Genomic DNA, 19,224 nt, shown 5'->3' on the forward strand with positions numbered 1-19,224 from the left:
AGGGGATTCAAGCCGCCGCGAACGCCGCCTTCATGTCGGCCACACGACGCCGCTCGCGCGCGATCATCATCTGGTTCACGACGATCACGCCGATCGTCACCGCGGTGATGAACAGCGTCGCCAGCGCATTCATCTCCGGGTTCAGCCCGAGCCGCACGCGCGAGAACACCACCAGCGGCAGCGTCGTCGAACCCGGCCCCGACAGGAACGCCGACAGCACCAGGTCGTCGATCGACAGCGTGAACGACAGCAGCCACCCGGACAGCAGCGCCTGCGAGATCAGCGGCAGCGTCACCACGAAGAACACCTTCAGCGGCGTTGCGCCCAGATCCAGCGCCGCCTCCTCCAGCGACTTGTTCATCTCCTTCACGCGCGACTGCACGATGATCGCCACGTACGACACGCATAGAATCACGTGGCCGATCCAGATCGTCACCATCCCGCGACCCTTCGGCCAGCCGAACATCTGCTCCAGCGCAACGAACAGCAGCAGCAGCGAGATCCCCTGGATCACCTCCGGAATCACCAGCGGCGCGTTGATCATCCCCGTGTACAGCGTGAAGCCCTTGAAGCGGCCGAAGCGCGCGAGCACGAAGCCCGCCCACGTGCCGATCACGACCGACGCGGTCGCCGTCAGCAGGCCGATCTTCAGCGACAGCCACGCGGCCGTCAGCAGCTCGTCGTCCTGCCACAGCGCCGCGTACCACTTCAGCGAGAAGCCCGACCACACCGTCACCAGCTTCGACTCGTTGAACGAGTACACGACCAGGCTGATGATCGGGATGTACAGGAACAGGAAGCCGAAGGCGAGAACGCCCGTCGACAGCGGTTTGCTCGGCTTGATCATTTCGCGTCCTCCAGTTCCTTGACCTGGTAGTACTGGAACAGCGCCATCGGCACCAGCAACAGCAGCACCATCGCGACCGTCACCGCGGACGCCATCGGCCAGTCCATGTTGTTGAAGAATTCATCCCACATCACGCGGCCGATCATCAGCGTGTCGGCGCCGCCGAGCAGTTCCGGAATCACGTACTCGCCCACCGCCGGGATGAACACCAGCAGGCTGCCGGCGATGATCCCGTTCTTCGACAGCGGCAGCGTGATGCGCGTGAACGCGACCCACGGCTTCGCGCCGAGGTCGTACGCGGCCTCGAGCAGCGTGAGGTCCATCTTCACGAGGTGCGCATAGAGCGGCATCACCATGAACGGCAGGTACGAATAGACCATCCCGATGTAGACGCCCGCATCGCTGTGATACAGCCGCAGCGGCGTGTGGATGATGCCCAGCGCGATCAGCGCGTGGTTCAGCAGGCCGTCGTCCTTCAGGATGCCGATCCATGCGTACACGCGGATCAGGAACGACGTCCAGAACGGCAGCATCACGGCCATCATCAGCACATTGCGCCGGCCCGGTTCCGAGCGCGCGATGTAGTACGCCATCGGGAAGCCGATCAGCAGGCACAGCAGCGTCGACACGGCGGCCATCTTCAGCGAGCTGAGGTAGGTCGCGATGTACAGGTCGTCCTGCAGCAGGAACGCGTAGTGCGACAGCTGCAGCGCGAAGTGCACGACGCCGTCCTTGATCTCGACGAGCGACGTGTACGGCGGGATCCCCATCACCTGGTCGGCGAAGCTGATCTTGAATACCAGCACGAACGGCAGCGCGAAGAAGACAGTGAGCCACAGGAACGGCACGCCGATCGCGAGGTTGCGGCCCGACGGCAGGAAGCGCGACAGCGCGGCGAAGCGGCTGCGGCGCTTGGCGGCCTGGGTCGCAGCGGTAGCGCCGGTCGGCACCGGCGCGGACGGAGTGGAAGCGGAAGTTCTCATCATGTCGCCCTCACTGCGTCAGCACGACGCCGCTGGCCGGCGACCACGACACGAACACGTCGTCGTTCCACGACGGCGCGCCGTCATGCAGCAGGTGCGAGCTCGACAGGTTCGACACCACCGTCTTGCCGCTCGGCAGCCGCACGTGATACAGCGAGTAGCTGCCCATGTACGCGATGTCGGTGACGACACCGCGCGCCCAGTTGTGATGCGAGCCCGGTTTGTCGCGCGATACGTGCACGCGCTCCGGGCGCACCGAGATGCCGACCGGCATCCCGAGCGGGCCGGTCACGCCGTGGCTCACGTACATGCGTGCCTCGAGGTCGTCGCTTTCGACGAAGATGTGATCCGGTTCGTCCTCGACCACGCGCCCTTCGAACAGGTTCGTCGAGCCGATGAACTCGGCCGAGAAGCGGCTGTTCGGGTATTCGTATACTTCGCCGGGCGTGCCGATCTGCACGATCTTGCCTTCGCTCATCACTGCGAGGCGGCTCGCCATCGTCATCGCCTCCTCCTGGTCATGCGTGACCATCACGCAGGTCACGTCGACCTTCTCGATGATGTTCACGAGTTCGAGCTGGGTCTTCTGGCGGATCTTCTTGTCGAGCGCGGACATCGGCTCGTCGAGCAGCAGCAGCTTCGGGCGCTTGACCAGCGAACGTGCGAGCGCGACGCGCTGCTGCTGGCCGCCGGACAGCTGATGCGGCTTGCGCTTCGCGTACTTGCTCATCTGCACCAGCGCGAGCGCGTCGGCCACGCGTTCCTTGATCTCGTGCTTCGGCGTGCCTTCCTGCTTCAGGCCGAACGCGACGTTCGACTCGACCGACATGTGCGGGAACAACGCATACGACTGGAACATCATGTTGACCGGGCGCCGGTACGGCGGCAGCGAGGCAAGGTCCTCGCCGTCGACGAAGATCTTGCCGGAGGTGGCCGTCTCCAGCCCGGCAAGCATGCGCAGCAGCGTCGACTTGCCGCAGCCGGAGCTGCCGAGCAGCGCGAACAGCTCGTTCTTCGCGATCGTCAGGTTCACGTTGTCGACGGCGGTGCTGTCGCCGAATTTCTTCACGACGTTTTCGATGCGCACGAACGCGTCGTTCTTCGAACGGGCCACGGGGGCCGGTTGGGTCTGTCGTGCAGCAGCGGAAGAGGGTATCGATTGCATGGGAGTCACCATTCGTTCTTCACGGATTGCAGGCGTGAGCGTCCCCGCACGAGGCGCGCAACGCGACTCGCGGACAACGGCTCGTGCCGGATGGAACAGGGCGCGCGGTGCGCGCGGGCGGACGGAACGTCCGCGGATCTCGAGCGGGCAGGCGTCAGCCGACGATCAGCCGATGCCTGCGCCGCCGTGCTGGTTCGCGATCAGTGGCCCGTCTTCAGTTGCGCCCACAGGCGGTTCTCGAGGCGCAGGATGTCGGCCGGCATCGGCTTCATCAGCACCATCTTCTTCAGCACGTCTTCCGGCGGATACACGGTCGGGTCCTGGGCGACGGACGGCGTGACGAACGGGTGCGCGGCCTTGTTCGCGGTCGGGTAGAACACCGTGTTGGTGATCGCCGCGTTGACCTTCGGATCGGACACGTAGTTGATCCACTTCATCGCGCTTTCCGGGTGCGGCGCGTCCTTCGGGATCACCATCACGTCGAACCACAGCAGGCCGCCTTCCTTCGGGTTCGAGAACTTGATGTCGTACGAGCGCTTCGCCTCCGACGAGCGGCGGTGCGCGATGCCGACGTCGCCCGACCAGCCGAGCGCGACGCATACGTCGTTGTTCGCGAGGTCGTTGATGTAACCGGACGAGTTGAACTGGGTGATGTACGGGCGGACTTTCTTCAGGACTTCGAACGCCGCCTGGTAGTCGCCGGGGTTCTTGCTGTTGGGATCCTTGCCCATGTACTGCAGCGTGGCCGCGAACACGTCGACGGCCTGGTCGAGGAACGACACGCCGCAGCCTTTCAGCTTCTCCATGTTGGCCGGGTCGAACACCAGTGCCCAGCTGTCGACCGGCGCCTTGTCGCCGAGCGCCTTCTTCACCGCCTGCGCGTTGTAGCCGATGCCGTCCGTGCCGTACGCCCAGGGGACGCCGTACTGGTTGCCCGGATCGGCATCCGCGATCATCTTCATCAACAGCGGATCGAGGTTCGCGAGGTTCGGGATCTTCGACTTGTCGAGCTTCTGGTACACGCCGGCCTGGATCTGCTTGGCCATGTAGTTCGAGGTCGGCACGACGATGTCGTAGCCCGAGCTGCCCGCCAACAGCTTCGCCTGCAGCGTGTCGTCGCTGTCGTAATTGTCGTACTTGACGTGGATGCCCGTCTGCTTCTGGAAGTTCGGGATCGTGTCGGGTGCGATGTAGTCGGACCAGTTGTAGACGTTCAGCTCGTCGGCATGCGCCGACGGGCTGGCGACCGACGTGAACGCGGCCGCGGCGGCAAGGGCCGCGACGGAACAGGCTTGGCGAAGAAGGCAGGCACGCATGGTGGAATTCCCTTGGGTTATGGTGGCGTGCGGCGCCCGCCGCACGCCTGTAGGCAAAGCCGTTACGAAAGGCCCAGTTGCTGGGCGGTCGCATCGACGGCCTTCTTCGCCTTCGATACGAGTTCATCGATTTCCTGACGCGAGATCACGAGCGGTGGCGAAAGCAGCATCCGGTCGCCGGTCGCACGCATGATCAGGTTGCCGTTGAAGCAGAAGTCGCGGCAGATCGTGCCGACCTCGCCGCCGTTCGCGAAGCGGCGGCGTTCGGCCGGCGACTCGGCGAGCTGCAGGCTCGCGACCATCCCGTGACCGTGCACTTCGCCGACGATCGGGTGACGCGCGAAGGTTTCGCGCATCAGCGCCTGGAAGTAGGGGCCCGTGTCGTGCTTCACGCGCTCGACGATCCCTTCGTCGCGCAGCAGCTTCAGGTTCGCGACCGCGACCGCAGCTGCGACCGGGTGGCCCGAGTACGTGAGGCCGTGATTGAACTCGCCGTTGTCGATGATCGGGCGTGCGATGCGTTCATGGATGCCGACCGCACCCATCGGCACGTAACCCGACGTCAGGCCCTTGGCCATCGTGATCAGGTCCGGCTCGAAGCCGAAGTGCTGGTGGGCGAACCATTCGCCGGTGCGGCCGAACCCGCCGATCACTTCGTCGGCGACCAGCAGGATGTCGTACTTGCGGCAGATCCGCTGGATTTCCGGCCAGTACGTCGACGGCGGGAAGATCACGCCGCCCGCGCCCTGGAACGGCTCGCCGATGAACGCCGCGACGTTCTCCGCGCCGAGTTCGAGAATCTTCGCTTCGAGCTGCTGCGCGCGTGCGAGGCCGAACGCTTCCGGCGTCTCGCCCGGTTGCGCTTCGCCGAAGAAATACGGCTGGTCGATGTGCACGATGTGCTCGACCTTCGACGGCATCTGCTCGTGCATGTAGCCCATCCCGCCGAGCGTGCCGCCGGCGATCGTCGAGCCGTGATAGCCGTTCTTGCGCGAGATCACATACTTCTTCTGCGGCTTGCCCTGTACGCGCCAGTACTGGTGCACGAGGCGCAGCACGGTATCGTTGCCTTCCGAGCCGCTGTTGCAATAGAAGAAGTGGTTGAAGCCTGCGGGCGTCACTTCGGCGAGCATTGCCGACAGTTCGATCACCGGCGGGTGCGTCGTCTTGAAGAAGGTGTTGTAGAACGGCAGTTCCTGGATCTGGCGATACGCGGCGTCCGCAAGTTCCTTGCGGCCGTAGCCGACGTTCACGCACCAGAGGCCGGCCATGCCGTCGATCACCTTGTTGCCGTCCGAGTCCCACAGGTAGACGCCGTCGGCCTTCACGATCACGCGGCTGCCCGCGCGATTGAGCGCACCCATGTCCGAGAACGGGTGGATGTGGTGCGCGGCGTCGAGCGCGCGGTATTCGGCAGTCGAGCGTGCCTGCGTCGTGCGGGCCGCCGGCGCGGCCGGCTGGATCCACGCGGATTCGTTGCGGTAAGTCATGTTTCCTCCGTATTTCCGTAATGCGGTTGTGCGCGCGCTTACACGTGCAGCAGCAGATGACGGCGTTCCCACGAGCTGATCACGCGGAAGAACGCTTCGTATTCGGTTTCCTTCAGCGCGAAATACGCCTTCAGGAACTTGTGGCCGAGAATCTCGCCGAGCGGCTCGCACGCGGCCATCAGCGTGAGTCCTTCCTCGAGGTTGCGCGGCAGCTGGTACGGCAACTCGTAGCCGTCGCTGACGAGCGGCTCGGTCGGCTCGAGGCGCTGCGTCATGCCGAGATAGCCGGCCGCGAGCGTCGCCGCGAGCGCGAGGTACGGGTTGCAGTCGACGCCCGGGATCCGGTTCTCGATGCGTCGTGCGGCCGGGCCCGAGTGCGGGATGCGGAAGCCGACCGTGCGGTTGTCGTAGCCCCACTGCACGTTGATCGGCGCGGCCATGAAACGCGACAGCCGGCGGTACGAGTTGATGTACGGCGCGAAGATCGGCATCAGCGCCGGCGTGTACTTCTGCAGCCCCGCGAGGTAGTTGTAGAACAGCGAGGTCGCGCCGCCCGTTTCTTGCGAGGTGAACAGGTTCCGGCCCGTTTCCTCGTCGACGATGCTTTGGTGCACGTGCATCGCGGAGCCCGGCTCGTTTTCCATCGGCTTGGCCATGAACGTCGCGTACATGTTGTGGCGCAACGCGGCCTCGCGCACCGTGCGCTTGAACAGGAACACCTGGTCGGCCAGCGACAGCGCGTCGCCGTGCATGAAGTTGATCTCCATCTGCGCGGCGCCGACTTCATGGATCAGCGTGTCGATGTCGAGGTTCTGCGCTTCGCAGTACTCGTAGATGTCCTCGAACAGCGGATCGAATTCGTTCACCGCCTCGATCGAATACGACTGGCGGCCTGTCTCGGGGCGGCCTGTGCGGCCGACCGGCGGACGCAGCGGCAGGTCCGGGTCCTTGTTCATGTCGACCAGGTAGAACTCGAGCTCCGGCGCGACCACGGGCTTCCAGCCCTTCGCCTTGTACAGGTCGAGCACGCGGCGCAGCACGTAGCGCGGCGAGATCTCGACCGGCGAGCCGTCGAAGTGCACGCAGTCGTGAATCACCTGCGCGGTCGGGTCGACCGCCCACGGAATCAGGCGGATCGTCGACGTGTCGGGCACGCACACCATGTCGGGGTCGGTCACGCCGGTGAGCGAGCCGTCTTCCGGATATTCGCCGGTGACGGTCTGCACCATCACGGCCTGCGGCAGGCGCATCGATTCGCCGGACGTGAACTTGTTGCGCGGCGTGATCTTGCCGCGCGCGATACCGGCCATGTCGGGAATGATCGCTTCGACTTCGGTGATCCGGTGTTGCTTCAGAAAATCTTCGATGTCTTGCATGTCTGTTCTCGTTCTCGTTCTCGTTCTCGTTCTCGTTATGTGGGTCGGCGCGCTCAAGCGAGCGCGGCGGCGGCCGCGGCACGCGTGCGGGCGTTGCGGCGCGTGCGGCAGGCGTCGCCGAAGGCGCGGAAAATCGCGCTCGACAGCGGGTCATGCGCATGCCGCCATTCCGGGTGCCATTGCACGGCGAGGGCGAACGCCGGTGCATCGACGACGCTGACGGCCTCGATCAGGCCGTCCGGCGCGACGGCCTCGACGGCGAGGCCGGAACCGAGCTGCGCGATGCCCTGCTTGTGCAGCGAGTTCACGTACACGTCGTCGCGGCCGCCGGCGAGCGCGTGCAGCACGCCGCCGTGCGTCAGGCGCACGGTGTGCGCCGGGCCATATTGCGTGTCCATCGGCGCATCGTCGTCTTCGCGATGATCGGCGAGGCCCGGCACGTCGTGCACGCGCTGGTGCAGCGTGCCGCCGCAGACGACGTTCAGCTCCTGGAAGCCGCGACATACGGCGAGCACCGGCACGCCCGCCGCGATCGCGGCGCGCAGCAGCGGCAGCGTCGTCGCGTCGCGTGCGGGATCGTGCTTCGTGCCTGGCGCGCTCGGCTCGCCGCCATACAGGTGCGGCTCGACGTTCGAGTAGCTGCCGGTAAACAGCAGGCCGTCGACCGTGTCGAGCACGTCGTCGACCGACTGGCGATCGCCGAGTGCCGGCAGCACCATCGCGAACGCGTGCGCGCCGTCGACGATCGCCGCGACGTACTTGTCGCCAACCGTGTGCGACGCGTGTGCGCCGAGCTGCGTGAAGTCGGCGGTGATGCCGACGAGGGGTTTCCTTTCCATGACGTCAATCAGTTGTCCGTAGGGCTGCCGTGTGCATTGCGCAGGAACAGCGCGAAATGCAGGCGCGACACGGCCCCGCAGCCTGGCGAAATGCGCAAGGCCGCTGGTGAATGGGCGCAACGGGCTCGCATGGCGATCCGCGCTGCGCGCGACGGTCAGGCCGTCGTTCGTTTCGTTGCGAGGCGCGACGCGGCAAGGCATGCGCGAACGCGTTCCGTCACCGCGCAGACGACGCGGCTAACGAGCAGGCAGCTGAAACGAACGACGAGAAAAGGGGGAGAGGCGCTATGGCAGCAGCGACGCGACTTCGTCGGTATCGACGGCCACGAATGCGCGTGCGGAAACGGCGTTGTGACGCCGAACGGAACGACGGGACAGGATGGTGTAGATCGACAGGTGCAGCAGGCGAGGACTATGCCAGCCGCAACTGCCATCGGAAGCGGGAACAGCGCTGCGCAAACTTCGCACATCGCCTCGATCCCACCTCACCAGAGGGCCACGGACTCTCACGATTACACTCGACTGGTTTGTTGAAAGTATTGAACACCTGATCGTTTTGGCGCGCGGGGCGTTTAAAATAATCGAGGTGCCGGGCTCGCGTCACTTACATCGATGGGCATCAATTTTTACGTTGCGATAACGTTTTCTGGTGCCTATGAATGGCCAATGACGCTGACCTGAGAGCCAGCATATACGAGCCAAAAACGGCGTCAAATGTTTTTTGACGGTCGTGTGTCAGGGCTTTCCCGAGCACTGCGAACAAAATATTCGTAAACGGAATGACTCGCGAGGTGTTCATTATTTCGAACGCCTTTCAGGGTTTTCCCCGCTGATGCGCGGCATAAAGTGATTAGAATATTCAACGGCTGCCTAACGCGTCGTTTCACTTTCTCACCGCGCTACCTATCGTGCCCGAAACCGAATCGATGTCTACCGAAGTCGCCGAGCGCCTGCGCTTCGTGCGCAACAAGCATGGCCTGTCGCAGCGCGAGCTCGCGAAGCGGGCCGGCGTGACCAACGGCACGATCTCGCTGATCGAACAGGGCCGCGTGAGCCCGTCGGTCGGCTCGCTGAAGAAGTTGCTCGAATGCATCCCGATGAGTCTCGCGGAGTTCTTCACGTTCGAGCTGGTCGAGTCGCGCTCGGTCGTGTCGCGTCGCGACGAGATGCCGAACCTCGGCAACGACGCGCTCGCGTTTCATCTCGTCGGCGCGGGCGTGAAGGACCGCAACATGTGCATCATGCGCGAGATCTACCAGCCGCTCGCCGATACGGGGCCCGAGATGCTCGTGCACGCGGGGCATGAGGGCGGTGTCGTCGTGTCGGGCCGGCTCGAGCTCACCGTCGACGGCGCGACCTGGCTGCTCGACCCCGGAGACGGCTACTACTTCGAAAGCCGTTTGCCGCACCGTTTTCGCAATCCCAGCGCGGAACAGCTCTGCGAGGTCGTGTCGGCCAATTCGCCGGCCACCTTCTGACCGCGCATCACCGCATTCGCCGCCGGCAGTGTTGCCGTTGCGCGGCGTGCTGCAGCGCGAATGCCACAACAATTGAGGCATCCTGATGAACAAGTTGACTTTGGCTGACTGGCAGGACAAGGCGGCGTCGCTCGAGATCGATGGGCGCGCATTCATCGACGGCGCGTCGCGAGACGCGCACGGCGGCAAGACGTTCGACTGCGTGAGCCCGATCGACGGCCGCGTGCTCGCGAAGGTGGCCGATTGCGGCGAAGCCGACGTGAACGCCGCCGTCGCGGCCGCGCGCCGCGCGTTCGACGCGGGCGTGTGGGCCGGATTGAACCCGCGCGCGCGCAAGGCCGTGCTGCTGCGCTGGGGCGCGCTGATGCGCGAGCATCTCGACGAACTGGCGCTGCTGGAGACGCTCGACGCGGGCAAGCCGATCGGCGACACGACGACGGTCGATGTGCCGGGCGCCGCGTATTGCGTCGAGTGGTTCGCCGAGGCGATCGACAAGGTCGGCGGCGAGGTCGCGCCGGCCGACCATCATCTCGTCGGCCTCGTCACGCGCGAACCGGTCGGCGTGGTGGCGGCCGTCGTGCCGTGGAACTTCCCGATCCTGATGGCCGCATGGAAGTTCGGCCCGGCACTCGCGGCCGGCAACAGCGTCGTGCTGAAGCCGTCGGAGAAGTCGCCGCTGACCGCGATCCGCGTCGCGCAGCTCGCATACGAGGCCGGCATCCCGGCGGGCGTGTTCAACGTCGTGCCGGGCGCGGGCGAACCGGGCAAGCTGCTCGCGCTGCACCGCGACGTCGACTGCATCGCATTCACCGGCTCCACCGCGGTCGGCAAGCTGATCATGCAGTACGCCGCGCAGTCGAACCTGAAGCGCGCGTGGCTCGAACTTGGCGGCAAGTCGCCGAACATCGTGCTGCCCGATTGTCCGGATCTCGACCGCGCCGCGCAGGCCGCGGCCGGTGCGATCTTCTACAACATGGGCGAGATGTGCACGGCGGGCTCGCGGCTGCTCGTGCATCGCGACATCAAGGACGCGTTCATCGAGAAACTCGTCGCGGCCGCGCGTGCGTACGTGCCCGGCAATCCGCTCGATCCGTCGGTGTCGATGGGCGCGATCGTCGACGGCATCCAGCTCGAACGCGTGCTTGGCTACATCGACGCCGGGCGCAAGGAAGGCACGCTCGTGACGGGCGGCGCGCGCGTGAAGGAGGAGTCGGGCGGCTTCTACGTCGAGCCGACCGTGTTCGAGGTGAAGCCCGATGCCAGGATCGCGCGCGAGGAGATCTTCGGCCCCGTGCTGTCGGTGATCGTGTTCGACGATGTCGACGAGGCGGTGCGGATCGCGAACGATACCGAGTACGGGCTCGCGGCGGCCGTATGGACGTCGGACCTGACGACCGCGCACGACGTGTCGCGCCGGCTGCGGGCGGGCACGGTATGGGTGAACTGCTACGACGAGGGCGGCGACATGAACTTCCCGTTCGGCGGCTACAAGCAGTCGGGCAACGGCCGCGACAAGTCGCTGCACGCGCTCGAGAAGTACACCGAGCTGAAGTCGACGCTGATCCGGCTGCGCTGACGCGACGGACCAACCTGCGGGCGCGGCGCCGGGCGGCACCGCGCCCGCGTGCTTCAGGCGGTGCGCAGCGCCGGGTGGAAGCCCGCGGCCTCGATGATCGACTGCACGCGTTCGACGCCTTGCGTCGATTCGACCTTGACGGTCTTCGCGGCGACGTCGATATCGAGCTTCGCGGCGGGATCGGCGGCCGTCACCGCGCGCGTGATCGCGTTGGCACAGCCGCCGCAGGTCATGTCCTGGACTTCGAATTCCATCGTGTTCTCCTGAGTTGACGATTGACGAGTACGCTCAGCATGAAGCTTGCCATGGTGGGAAGGTCAAGTGTGCTCGCAGCGTTCGGTGTCGCGTGGCGATTTGTAAGGCGGAAGTCAGATGAATTGCGGCTCGCGCGCGAGCGTCAGTCCGAACTTGTCCCGATTGACGGCGACGCATTGTCGGCGAAGTCTGGTGGAAGCCTTGTGCGACAAGGCGCGCGGCGCGCCGCTGACCTACAATCTCCATGATTGCAGTAAGGGTACTCCGGGGTGAAAATGCGAATCGATCTTAGTATCAATCCCCTTCGATATTTCACTTCATTACGCACATGACTCGTTTCGCTATCGGCTTCGCACTGGCCCTGCTGGGCGCATCGGCAACCTCCGCATTCGCTGCCGACGATGTCGTCAACCTGACGCTGAAGGATCACAAGTTTTCGCCCGAAGGCGTGACGATCCCGGCCGGCAAGAAGGTGAAGTTCGTTGTGAAGAACCTCGATGCGACGCCCGCGGAATTCGAGAGCGACGATTTCAAGGCGGAGAAGGTCGTGCCGGCCGGCAAGTCGGTCGAGATCCTGGTCGGGCCGCTGAAGGCAGGCACCTACGAGTTCCACGACGAGTATCACGAAGCGCAGTCGAAGACGCACCTGACCGTCAAGTAAGCGGATACCGACATGCTGTCTACTGCCCTGATCGTCTTTCGTGAAGTGCTCGAGGCCGCGCTGGTGGTCTCGATCGTGATGGCCGCGACGAAGGGCGTGCCGCGCCGCGGCTGGTGGGTCGGCGGCGGGCTCGTCGGCGGCGTGATCGGCGCCGGCCTGATCGCCGCATTCGCGGACGTGATCTCGCAATGGGCGTCCGGCATGGGGCAGGAAGTCTTCAACGCCGGCGTGATGTTCGTCGCGACGCTGATGCTGGCCTGGCACTGCATCTGGATGAGCCGGCACGGCCGCGAGATGGCGCTGCACATGGGTGAGGTCGGGCGGGCCGTCGCGGCCGGCAGCCGGCCGCTGACGGGGCTCGCGATCGTGGTCGGCGTGGCGGTATTGCGCGAGGGCTCCGAGGCCGTGCTGTTTCTGTACGGCATCGCGGCGGGCGATCCGGGGCAGACGCCGCAGATGATCGTCGGCGGGCTGCTCGGCGTGCTCGGCGGGGCCGGGCTCGGCTATGCGATGTACGCGGGCCTGCTGCAGATTCCGCTGAAGCGCCTGTTCTCCGTCACCAACGGGCTGATCGTGCTGCTCGCGGCAGGGATGGCGAGCCAGTGCGTCGGTTTCCTGCTCGCCGCCGGCCTCGTGCCGTCGTGGGGCGATGCGGTGTGGGATACGTCGTGGCTGCTCAAGGAAACGAGCATCGTCGGCAAGGCGCTGCATACGCTGATCGGCTATACCGCGCGTCCGGCGGGCATCCAGATCGCCGCGTACGTCGCGACGCTGGTCACGATCGTCGTGCTGGCACGGCTCGTCGGCCGGCCCCAGACGGCCATGCGGCCGCCGCGGCCGGCGGCCTGATCTTTCCCGGTTCGAATGAGACAAGGGGCGTCATCGACGCCCCTTGTTGTTTCATGCACGGTTCACGGCCGCTCAGCGATGACTGTCGATCCAGGCGCGGGCCCATTCGAGCCCCGCTTCGCGCGCGTCGTCCTCGGTATCGAACACGCCGAGCACGCCCGACGCTTCGACGAGGCGGTTGTTCTGCGTGATCGTGCCGCTCGCCGCGAAGCGTTCGGGTTGCAGGATCTCGTCCTGCTGCAGGATCGAATGGCCCCAGATCTGGTAGCCGTGATAGGTCTGCGCTTCCATTATCGAGTCACCTCCGCGGAACGGCTGCCCGTGCCGACCCGCAGCACGTTGCCGTCCGGCGTGTATTGACGCGGGATGTCGGAGAAACCGAGCGCGTGCGTCGCGTCGGGCGCGGCCGGCTGCATCACCGTGAGCCGGCCCGGTGCGGGCTGCGCGACCGGGTGCGGTGCGGCCGGCGCTTCGGCCGCGGCGGCGGGCGGACGATGCGGGGCGGTTTTCATGGCCTGCGCGACGCGGCGCTTGTGCGGCTTCACGACAGCTTTCGGCGGCACGCTCGCATGCTTTTCCGCGCCCTTGCTGCCGGCGCGAGGGTCGGCGCCCGTGCGTGCTGCCGGCGTGCGGGCCGCCGGCAGCCGCGCCTCCGGCGGGTTCCAGACTTCGACGTAGTGCTCGGCCGCCCAGCCCGTCGACGCGACGGTCAGCGCCAGCAATCCGCATCCAAACAGTCTTACCATGGTCTCTCCGTCTGTCTCGTCGGCGCGCCGGACTGCACTGCGCCGATTGCTTACTCTACCGTCACCGACTTCGCGAGGTTGCGCGGCTTGTCGACGTCGGTGCCGCGCGCACACGCGGTGTGATACGCGAGCAGCTGCAGCGGCACGACGTGCAGGATCGGCGACAGCTGCCCGTAGTGTTCCGGCATCCGGATCACGTGCAGGCCGTCGTCGTTGACGATCTGCGTATCCGCGTCGGCGAACACGTACAGTTCGCCGCCGCGCGCGCGCACTTCCTGCATGTTCGACTTCAGCTTCTCGAGCAGCGTGTCGTTCGGCGCGACCGTGACGACCGGCATCGCTTCCGTGACGAGCGCGAGCGGCCCGTGCTTCAGTTCGCCGGCCGGATAGGCCTCCGCGTGGATGTACGAGATTTCCTTCAGCTTCAGCGCGCCTTCGAGCGCGATCGGGTAATGCAGCCCGCGGCCGAGGAACAGCGCGTTTTCCTTGCGGGCGAATTCCTCCGCCCACGCGATGATCTGCGGCTCGAGCGCGAGCACGCTGTTCAGCGCGGCCGGCAGGTGGCGCAGCTGCTTCAGGAATTCCGCTTCCTGCGCGGCGTCGACGTGCCCGCGCAGCTTGCCGAGCGTCGCGGCCAGCACGAACAGCGCGACCAGCTGGGTCGTGAACGCCTTCGTCGACGCAACGCCGATCTCGGTGCCCGCGTGCGTCAGGAACTGCATCTCGGTGAGGCGCACCATCGCGCTCGTCGCGACGTTGCACACCGCGAGCGTATGCGTGTGGCCGAGCGATTGCGCGTGCTTGAGCGCGGCGAGCGTGTCGGCCGTCTCGCCCGACTGCGAGATCACCAGCACGAGCTGGCGCGGGTTCGGGACCGAGTCGCGGTAGCGGTATTCGCTCGCGATCTCGACCTGGGTCGGGATCTTCGCGATCGATTCGAGCCAGTACTTCGCAGTGAGGCCCGAGTAGTAGCTCGTGCCGCAGGCGAGGATCAGCAGGCTGTCGATGTCCGCGAACGCGGCGGGTGCGGCGTCGCCGAACAGCGTTGCGTCGAAGGCTTCGGTTTGCGGCACCGTGTCGCTGATCGCGCGCGGCTGCTCGAAGATTTCCTTCTGCATGAAGTGGCGATACGGGCCCAGCTCGACCGCGCCGCCGTACGCGCTGACGACGCGGATCTCGCGCTGCGCGAGCGCGCCGTGACGGTCGACGATCTTCACGCCGTCGAGCGACAGCTCGCACACGTCGCCTTCCTCGAGGAACGTGAAGTGGTCGGTGCTGCCGGCCAGCGCGAGCGCGTCGGACGCGAGGAAGTTCTCGCCGTCGCCGTGGCCGACGACGAGCGGCGAACCCTGGCGCGCGCCGACGACGGTGTGCGGCTGGTCCTTGTGGGTCACTGCGATCGCATACGCGCCGTGCAGCTGCTGCACGGCTTCGCGCACGGCCTCGAACAGGTTGCCGCGATACAGGCTGTGCACGAGGTGCGCGATCACTTCGGTGTCGGTCTGCGACACGAATTCGTAGCCCTTCGCGCGCAGCGTGTCGCGCAGCGTCTCGAAGTTCTCGATGATGCCGTTGTGGACGAGCGCGAGCGCGTTCGACGAGAAGATCGGGTGCGCGTTGTGCGTGACGGGTGCGCCGTGCGTCGCCCAGCGCGTGTGCGCGACGCCGGTCGTGCCTTCGAGGTGCGATTCCTGCACCTGCGCGTCGAGATCGGCGACGCGCGCGACGCTGCGCGCGCGCTTCGGTGCGCCCGGCTCGAGCACGGCGACGCCGCACGAATCGTAGCCACGGTATTCGAGGCGCCGCAATCCTTCGATCAGCACCGGAACGATATTACGCTGCGCAACTGCGCCGACAATGCCGCACATAAAAATCTACCCTCTATGTGGAAACGGGCGCCGTGCAGCGCCCGCATGATGTTAATTTTTCTTCTTGACCGGGCGGACGTAGCCGCTTTTCGCGACCTGCGTCTTCTCGTTCAATGCGAGGACGCCCTCGGCGACGTCCTTCCATACCGTCGTGCCCGCCGCGATCGTCACGCCGCGGCCGACGCGCACCGGCGCGACGAGCTGCGTGTCCGAACCGACGAACACGTCGTCTTCGATGACGGTGCGGAACTTGTTCGCGCCGTCGTAGTTGCAGGTGATCGTGCCCGCGCCGATGTTCACGCGCGCGCCGATGTCGGCGTCGCCGATGTACGTCAGGTGGTTCGCCTTCGAGCCGTGGCCGATCACCGCGTTCTTCACCTCGACGAAGTTGCCGACGTGCGCTTCGTCCGCGAGCTGCGCGCCCGGGCGCAGCCGCGCGTACGGGCCGATCACGGTGTTCGCGCCGAGTTCGGCGCCGTCGATGTGCGTGAACGCGTCGATGCGCGTGCCCGCGCCGATCGACGCATTGCGGATCACGCAGTTCGCGCCGATCGTCACGTTGTCGGCGAGCGTCACATTGCCTTCGAACACGCAGTTCACGTCGATCGAGACGTCGCGGCCGCAGCGCAGCGTGCCGCGCACGTCGAGGCGCGCCGGATCGGCGAGCGTGACGCCGTCGACGAGCAGCGCATCCGCGACGTTGCGCTGGTGGATGCGCTCGAGCTCCGCGAGCTGCGCCTTGCTGTTCACGCCGAGCGTTTCCCACTCTTCGTCGGGCTGCGACGTGACGATCTCGAAGCCGGCCTCGATCGCGAGTTCGACGACATCGGTCAGGTAGTACTCGCCCTGCGCGTTCTCGTTCCTCAGCGCGCCGAGCCACATCGACAGCTGCGCCGTGGGCGTGATGATGATGCCGGTGTTGATCTCGGCGATCTTCAGCTGCTCGGGCGACGCATCCTTCTGTTCGACGATGCGCGTGACGAAGCCGGACGCGTCGCGCACGATGCGGCCGTAACCGGTCGGATCGTCGAGCGTGACGGTCAGAATCCCGTAGCGGCCCTCGCGCGCGGCGTCGACGAGACGCTGCAGCGTCGATGCGCGGGTGAGCGGCACGTCGCCGTACAGCACCAGCGTCGGTTGCGCGGGATCGAGCAGCGGCAGCGCCTGGCGCACTGCATGGCCGGTGCCGAGCTGCTCGGCCTGCAACGCGAACTGGACGTCGGGCGCGGCGACGGCGGCCTGGACCTGCTCGGCGCCATGACCGACGACGACGACGAGCCGCGACGGCTGCAGCGTGCGCGCGGTGGCGATGACGTGGGAGAGGAGCGGCCTGCCGGCCAGGGGATGGAGCACTTTCGGCAGCGCGGAACGCATGCGCTTGCCGGTGCCTGCCGCCAAAATCACGATATTCATGGCGCCAGCTTGTCTGAGGAGTTCGAAGCCGACCATTTTAGCATGCGGCCCTTGCCGTTCCGGGGCTGTCGCGGCGGGGCGACAGCCCCGGAACGCGGCGCGGCCCCCGTTCCGGCGGATGGTCGCGCCCTGTTTACAGGTCGTCGAACTGGACGATCGAGATCGGTTGCGCGGCGCCCGGCGCCGCGGCGGCGTCACCCGATGCGCACGGTTCCTCGTCGAACGCGATGTCGCCCTGCGGGTCGGCAACGCCTGTCGCGCGCAGCGACGCGAACGGGAACTGGGTCGTATCCATCAGGTGCGACGGCACGACGTTCGAGAGCGCGCTGAACATGTTGTCGACGCGGCCCGGGAAGCGCTTGTCCCATTCACGGATCAGCGCCTTCATTTCCGCGCGCTTCAGGTTCGGCTGGCTGCCGCACAGGTTGCACGGGATGATCGGGAATTCGCGCAGTTCCGCGTATTTCTCGAGATCGGTTTCCTTCACGTACGCGAGCGGGCGGATCACGACGTTCTTGCCGTCGTCCGACTGCAGCTTCGGCGGCATCCCCTTCAGCTTGCCGCCGTAGAACATGTTGAGCAGCAGCGTCTGCAGGATGTCGTCGCGGTGGTGGCCGAGCGCGATCTTGGTCGCGCCGAGCTCGCCGGCCACGCGGTACAGGATCCCGCGGCGCAGCCGCGAGCACAGCGAGCAGGTCGTCTTGCCTTCGGGCACGAGCCGCTTGACGATGCTGTAGGTGTCCTGGTTCTCGATGTGGAACGGCACGCCGACCTGCGTCAGGTACTCCGGCAGCACGTGCTCGGGGAAGCCCGGCTGCTTCTGGTCGAGGTTGACCGCGACGATGTCGAAGTCGATCGGCGCGCGCTCGCGCAGGCGCAGCAGCACGTCGAGCATCGCATAGCTGTCCTTGCCGCCCGACAGGCACACCATCACCTTGTCGCCTTGCTCGATCATGTTGTAGTCGCCGATCGCCTGGCCGACCTGGCGCACGATCCGCTTGAACAGCTTGTTGTTCTCGTACGCTTCCTTCTGCTCGCGGCGCGTCAGCACGCGGCGGCCGGGTTCGGCGACGGTGGCTTCGATGGCGGCGCCATCGGCCGCCGTGTCATTCATGTGGGGGGCGTTCATGCGCGCTCCTCGTCCTTGATGCGAAAGACTTCGACGCCGACGGCGTCGCAGTCCGGATAGGCGTCCGGTTTCTCGGTACAGACGCGTACCGCGCGCACGGCGTCGTGCGTCAGCAGGTTCGCGGCGATCGCGTCGCACAGCGTTTCCTGCAGGTGGATGTGGCCGCGCGCCAGGCACTGCGCGACGCTCTGCTTCATCAGGTCGTAGTCGACGACTTCATGCAGCCGGTCGTCGACGGGGGTGGACAGCGCGAGCGGCACGAACAGGTCGACGTTGATGACGACGCGCTGCTCGCCGCGCTTCTCGTGTTCGAAGGCCCCGATGTTGATGTGCACCTCGTAGTCGCGCAGGTAGAGCCTGCGGCAGTCCGCGAGGCGGGGGTGCAGGAGAGCGGAAAACATGGTCGTCCCAGTCAAATTGGCGTGCATGCACGCAAAGCGGCGCGGGCGGCGGCGATCAGGTCGCGCGCCCGCGCGGTTCAGTCATTCGGGCCGGCGGCGGGCGGCACGAGGTGCTCGCCGCCGTCGACGGTCAGCGTCGCGCCCGTGACGCCGGGCGCGCTCGCGAGATAGCAGGCCGCCGCCGCGATGTCGTCGGCGTGCGGCGCGCGGCCGCGCACCAGCGCCGCGACCCGCACCTTCGGCGCCAGCGCCAGCGCCAGCGCGGAAGTCGCGCGGTTCAGCGCGGCCTGCATCAGCGCGTGCGACAACTGCGCAGGCGCCGGGTGAAACAGGGCCTGATCCAGCACGTGGATCGCGCATGCCCGCAGCGTTTCGTCGTTGCGCGCGGCGTCGGGCGTCGCATCGGCGAGCGCACGGGCCAGTGCGAGCGGCGCCGTCACGTTGCGCGCGAGCGCGCCGGCGAGCGACGCGCCGTCCACCGTGTGCGCGTCGTCGGTGTCGGCGCACGCGCTCACGAACACCACGCAGCCGGGCCGGCCGAGCGCCGCACCGCAGGCGGCGACGAGCGCGGCCGCGTCGGCTTCCAGGGCCAGATCGGCGTCGAGCACGGCCGCGCGGCGGCCCAGTGCGGCGACTGCGGCGACGAGCGCGTCGGCGGCTGCGGGCGCCACGCCGGGGCTGCGCTGCAGCGCGACGTCCCAGCCGCGCCGCGCGAATCCTGTCGCGAGCGCACGGCCGATCGACGCGGCGTCGGCCGCGCTGCCGAGCGCGCCAGCGACGAGCGCGATGCGCGGGGGCGACGTATCGGCTGAAACGGTCATTTACAATGCCG

General features: G+C 66.5%; 20 protein-coding genes. 4 read left to right on the forward strand and 16 right to left on the reverse strand.

Going from position 1 to position 19,224, the window contains the following annotated elements; genetic code table 11:
- Nucleotides 1–7 precede the first annotated feature (7 nt).
- From GEM_RS02200 to GEM_RS32100, 8 genes are all read right to left on the reverse strand, one after another.
- Nucleotides 8–847 (reverse strand): ABC transporter permease subunit, encoded by an 840-nt coding sequence (locus tag GEM_RS02200; protein ID WP_014895821.1) that lies wholly within the window; start codon nucleotides 845–847, stop codon nucleotides 8–10.
- Nucleotides 844–1,830 carry an ABC transporter permease subunit gene (locus tag GEM_RS02205; protein WP_041490591.1) on the reverse strand — a complete coding sequence of 329 codons (987 nt, stop codon included), beginning with the start codon at nucleotides 1,828–1,830 and terminating at the stop codon, nucleotides 844–846. The genes GEM_RS02200 and GEM_RS02205 overlap by 4 nt, the downstream gene beginning before the upstream one ends.
- 10 nt (nucleotides 1,831–1,840) lie before the next feature.
- Complete coding sequence (locus GEM_RS02210) at nucleotides 1,841–2,995, reverse strand: ABC transporter ATP-binding protein (RefSeq protein WP_014895823.1); 1,155 nt, start codon at nucleotides 2,993–2,995, stop codon at nucleotides 1,841–1,843.
- Between the two features lie 200 nt (nucleotides 2,996–3,195).
- Nucleotides 3,196–4,311 (reverse strand): polyamine ABC transporter substrate-binding protein, encoded by a 1,116-nt coding sequence (locus GEM_RS02215; RefSeq protein WP_014895824.1) that lies wholly within the window; start codon nucleotides 4,309–4,311, stop codon nucleotides 3,196–3,198.
- Between the two features lie 62 nt (nucleotides 4,312–4,373).
- Nucleotides 4,374–5,801 (reverse strand): aspartate aminotransferase family protein, encoded by a 1,428-nt coding sequence (locus GEM_RS02220; RefSeq protein WP_014895825.1) that lies wholly within the window; start codon nucleotides 5,799–5,801, stop codon nucleotides 4,374–4,376.
- 38 nt (nucleotides 5,802–5,839) lie between these two features.
- Entirely contained in the window at nucleotides 5,840–7,177 is a 1,338-nt protein-coding gene (locus GEM_RS02225; protein ID WP_014895826.1) for a glutamine synthetase family protein, read from the reverse strand.
- A gap of 53 nt (nucleotides 7,178–7,230) precedes the next feature.
- Nucleotides 7,231–8,016: a gamma-glutamyl-gamma-aminobutyrate hydrolase family protein gene (locus GEM_RS02230; protein WP_014895827.1), complete on the reverse strand. Its 786-nt coding sequence runs from the start codon at nucleotides 8,014–8,016 to the stop codon at nucleotides 7,231–7,233.
- Between the two features lie 285 nt (nucleotides 8,017–8,301).
- Nucleotides 8,302–8,484, reverse strand: coding sequence for a hypothetical protein (locus GEM_RS32100; RefSeq protein WP_006488040.1), 183 nt, complete (start codon nucleotides 8,482–8,484; stop codon nucleotides 8,302–8,304).
- Nucleotides 8,485–8,942: 458 nt separating this feature from the next.
- Here GEM_RS32100 and GEM_RS02235 point away from each other — a divergent pair, with 458 nt between their 5' ends.
- Nucleotides 8,943–9,494 carry a cupin domain-containing protein gene (locus GEM_RS02235; protein ID WP_014895828.1) on the forward strand — a complete coding sequence of 184 codons (552 nt, stop codon included), beginning with the start codon at nucleotides 8,943–8,945 and terminating at the stop codon, nucleotides 9,492–9,494.
- 85 nt (nucleotides 9,495–9,579) lie between these two features.
- Nucleotides 9,580–11,070: an aldehyde dehydrogenase gene (locus tag GEM_RS02240; RefSeq protein ID WP_014895829.1), complete on the forward strand. Its 1,491-nt coding sequence runs from the start codon at nucleotides 9,580–9,582 to the stop codon at nucleotides 11,068–11,070.
- 53 nt (nucleotides 11,071–11,123) lie between these two features.
- On the opposite strand, the gene GEM_RS02245 is transcribed toward GEM_RS02240, so the two are convergent.
- Nucleotides 11,124–11,324 (reverse strand): heavy-metal-associated domain-containing protein, encoded by a 201-nt coding sequence (locus GEM_RS02245; RefSeq protein WP_014895830.1) that lies wholly within the window; start codon nucleotides 11,322–11,324, stop codon nucleotides 11,124–11,126.
- Nucleotides 11,325–11,653: 329 nt separating this feature from the next.
- On the opposite strand from GEM_RS02245, the gene GEM_RS02250 reads away from it, so the two are divergent.
- Both GEM_RS02250 and GEM_RS02255 read left to right on the forward strand, forming a co-directional pair.
- Nucleotides 11,654–11,986, forward strand: coding sequence for a cupredoxin domain-containing protein (locus GEM_RS02250; RefSeq protein WP_014895831.1), 333 nt, complete (start codon nucleotides 11,654–11,656; stop codon nucleotides 11,984–11,986).
- A gap of 12 nt (nucleotides 11,987–11,998) precedes the next feature.
- Complete coding sequence (locus GEM_RS02255; protein WP_014895832.1) at nucleotides 11,999–12,835, forward strand: FTR1 family iron permease; 837 nt, start codon at nucleotides 11,999–12,001, stop codon at nucleotides 12,833–12,835.
- Between the two features lie 72 nt (nucleotides 12,836–12,907).
- Here the strand turns inward: GEM_RS02255 and GEM_RS02260 are convergent, their stop codons facing one another.
- The 7 genes from GEM_RS02260 to GEM_RS02290 all read right to left on the reverse strand — a co-directional run bounded on the left by GEM_RS02260 (nucleotide 12,908) and on the right by GEM_RS02290 (nucleotide 19,213).
- A complete protein-coding gene (locus GEM_RS02260; protein WP_014895833.1) occupies nucleotides 12,908–13,126 on the reverse strand; it encodes a hypothetical protein in 219 nt (72 codons plus the stop codon).
- Entirely contained in the window at nucleotides 13,126–13,581 is a 456-nt protein-coding gene (locus tag GEM_RS02265; RefSeq protein WP_014895834.1) for a hypothetical protein, read from the reverse strand. The genes GEM_RS02260 and GEM_RS02265 overlap by 1 nt, the downstream gene beginning before the upstream one ends.
- A 50-nt stretch (nucleotides 13,582–13,631) precedes the next feature.
- A complete protein-coding gene (glmS, locus tag GEM_RS02270; RefSeq protein WP_014895835.1) occupies nucleotides 13,632–15,449 on the reverse strand; it encodes a glutamine--fructose-6-phosphate transaminase (isomerizing) in 1,818 nt (605 codons plus the stop codon).
- 51 nt (nucleotides 15,450–15,500) lie between these two features.
- A complete protein-coding gene (gene glmU / locus GEM_RS02275; protein WP_014895836.1) occupies nucleotides 15,501–16,862 on the reverse strand; it encodes a bifunctional UDP-N-acetylglucosamine diphosphorylase/glucosamine-1-phosphate N-acetyltransferase GlmU in 1,362 nt (453 codons plus the stop codon).
- A gap of 133 nt (nucleotides 16,863–16,995) precedes the next feature.
- Entirely contained in the window at nucleotides 16,996–17,991 is a 996-nt protein-coding gene (gene ttcA, locus GEM_RS02280; RefSeq protein ID WP_014895837.1) for a tRNA 2-thiocytidine(32) synthetase TtcA, read from the reverse strand.
- Nucleotides 17,988–18,392, reverse strand: coding sequence for a dihydroneopterin aldolase (locus GEM_RS02285; protein ID WP_014895838.1), 405 nt, complete (start codon nucleotides 18,390–18,392; stop codon nucleotides 17,988–17,990). Before GEM_RS02285 ends, ttcA begins: the two co-directional genes overlap by 4 nt.
- 77 nt (nucleotides 18,393–18,469) lie before the next feature.
- A complete protein-coding gene (locus GEM_RS02290; protein ID WP_014895839.1) occupies nucleotides 18,470–19,213 on the reverse strand; it encodes an SDR family oxidoreductase in 744 nt (247 codons plus the stop codon).
- Between the last annotated feature and the right edge of the window lie 11 nt (nucleotides 19,214–19,224).

Source organism: Burkholderia cepacia GG4, from assembly GCF_000292915.1.
Classification (GTDB): domain Bacteria; phylum Pseudomonadota; class Gammaproteobacteria; order Burkholderiales; family Burkholderiaceae; genus Burkholderia; species Burkholderia cepacia_D.

What these genes read in the sequence shown, in the direction of transcription:
- GEM_RS02200 (WP_014895821.1), bottom strand. Translation starts at nt 847, where the DNA reads ATGATCAAGCCGAGCAAACCGCTGTCGACGGGCGTTCTCGCCTTCGGC.
- GEM_RS02205 (WP_041490591.1), bottom strand. Translation starts at nt 1,830, where the DNA reads ATGAGAACTTCCGCTTCCACTCCGTCCGCGCCGGTGCCGACCGGCGCT.
- GEM_RS02210 (WP_014895823.1), bottom strand. Translation starts at nt 2,995, where the DNA reads ATGCAATCGATACCCTCTTCCGCTGCTGCACGACAGACCCAACCGGCC.
- GEM_RS02215 (WP_014895824.1), bottom strand. Translation starts at nt 4,311, where the DNA reads ATGCGTGCCTGCCTTCTTCGCCAAGCCTGTTCCGTCGCGGCCCTTGCC.
- GEM_RS02220 (WP_014895825.1), bottom strand. Translation starts at nt 5,801, where the DNA reads ATGACTTACCGCAACGAATCCGCGTGGATCCAGCCGGCCGCGCCGGCG.
- GEM_RS02225 (WP_014895826.1), bottom strand. Translation starts at nt 7,177, where the DNA reads ATGCAAGACATCGAAGATTTTCTGAAGCAACACCGGATCACCGAAGTC.
- GEM_RS02230 (WP_014895827.1), bottom strand. Translation starts at nt 8,016, where the DNA reads ATGGAAAGGAAACCCCTCGTCGGCATCACCGCCGACTTCACGCAGCTC.
- GEM_RS02235 (WP_014895828.1), top strand. Translation starts at nt 8,943, where the DNA reads ATGTCTACCGAAGTCGCCGAGCGCCTGCGCTTCGTGCGCAACAAGCAT.
- GEM_RS02240 (WP_014895829.1), top strand. Translation starts at nt 9,580, where the DNA reads ATGAACAAGTTGACTTTGGCTGACTGGCAGGACAAGGCGGCGTCGCTC.
- GEM_RS02245 (WP_014895830.1), bottom strand. Translation starts at nt 11,324, where the DNA reads ATGGAATTCGAAGTCCAGGACATGACCTGCGGCGGCTGTGCCAACGCG.
- GEM_RS02250 (WP_014895831.1), top strand. Translation starts at nt 11,654, where the DNA reads ATGACTCGTTTCGCTATCGGCTTCGCACTGGCCCTGCTGGGCGCATCG.
- GEM_RS02255 (WP_014895832.1), top strand. Translation starts at nt 11,999, where the DNA reads ATGCTGTCTACTGCCCTGATCGTCTTTCGTGAAGTGCTCGAGGCCGCG.
- GEM_RS02260 (WP_014895833.1), bottom strand. Translation starts at nt 13,126, where the DNA reads ATGGAAGCGCAGACCTATCACGGCTACCAGATCTGGGGCCATTCGATC.
- GEM_RS02265 (WP_014895834.1), bottom strand. Translation starts at nt 13,581, where the DNA reads ATGGTAAGACTGTTTGGATGCGGATTGCTGGCGCTGACCGTCGCGTCG.
- glmS (WP_014895835.1), bottom strand. Translation starts at nt 15,449, where the DNA reads ATGTGCGGCATTGTCGGCGCAGTTGCGCAGCGTAATATCGTTCCGGTG.
- glmU (WP_014895836.1), bottom strand. Translation starts at nt 16,862, where the DNA reads ATGAATATCGTGATTTTGGCGGCAGGCACCGGCAAGCGCATGCGTTCC.
- ttcA (WP_014895837.1), bottom strand. Translation starts at nt 17,991, where the DNA reads ATGAACGCCCCCCACATGAATGACACGGCGGCCGATGGCGCCGCCATC.
- GEM_RS02285 (WP_014895838.1), bottom strand. Translation starts at nt 18,392, where the DNA reads ATGTTTTCCGCTCTCCTGCACCCCCGCCTCGCGGACTGCCGCAGGCTC.
- GEM_RS02290 (WP_014895839.1), bottom strand. Translation starts at nt 19,213, where the DNA reads ATGACCGTTTCAGCCGATACGTCGCCCCCGCGCATCGCGCTCGTCGCT.